The sequence below is a fragment of the Sphingomonas sp. 10B4 genome (genome assembly GCF_035019905.1).
In the GTDB taxonomy this organism is placed as follows: domain Bacteria; phylum Pseudomonadota; class Alphaproteobacteria; order Sphingomonadales; family Sphingomonadaceae; genus Sphingomonas; species Sphingomonas glacialis.
Genome location: NZ_JASJVC010000181.1, coordinates 1 through 623, shown reverse-complemented (window position 1 = coordinate 623; position 623 = coordinate 1). Strand labels below are relative to the sequence as shown.

The window sequence follows — 623 nt, the reverse complement described above, 5'->3', positions numbered from 1 at the left end:
TTCTCTACACTAAATCAGTAGGTTAAGCTACGCTCGCCAACCCGAAATCGCCCGTCCGACGAATAATCCGGGCTAGACGTGCTCGACACTGCGGTTGAAGAACCGTTCGAGAAGATCGTCACCCTCGTCCGCACCGTGCTGGCGGTGCCTATGGCGACTGTGACACTGGTCGATCGCGATCGGCAATGGTTCAAGGCGAAGCGTGGCCTCGAAGCGACGGAAACACCGCGATCAATATCATTTTGTACCCACACTATCGCTCAACGCGAGCCGTTGATCGTTGAGGATGCTCGGTCTGATCAGAGATTTGCGGACAGCCCGCTGGTTAATGGTCCCCCGTATATCCGCAGCTATGCCGGCATCCCGTTGCGAACCCCTGAGGGATACAATGTCGGTGCGCTGTGCGCTATGGATACAAGACGCCGGGGGTTCAGCCCCGCCGACATCGCGATCTTGGGTAATTTTGCAAATATCGTTTGCGATGAGCTAGAGTTGAGGCTGATCGCGCGAGTTGATTACCTTACTGGGGCGCTTACTCGGCGCGGGTTCTTAGAGTCCGTTTGGAAAATCACGGATGGGCGTTTCTGCGTAGCATGAGTCCGCCCATGGCGACCATGATCATG

1 protein-coding gene is annotated in these 623 nt (G+C 56.0%); it reads left to right on the top strand.

The window, feature by feature from the left end; genetic code table 11:
- Positions 1-78 precede the first annotated feature (78 nt).
- The gene (locus QN347_RS19370) at positions 79-597 is read left to right on the top strand and encodes a GAF domain-containing protein (protein ID WP_322160380.1); all 519 of its coding nucleotides are present in this window, start codon (positions 79-81) and stop codon (positions 595-597) included.
- Positions 598-623 lie beyond the last annotated feature (26 nt).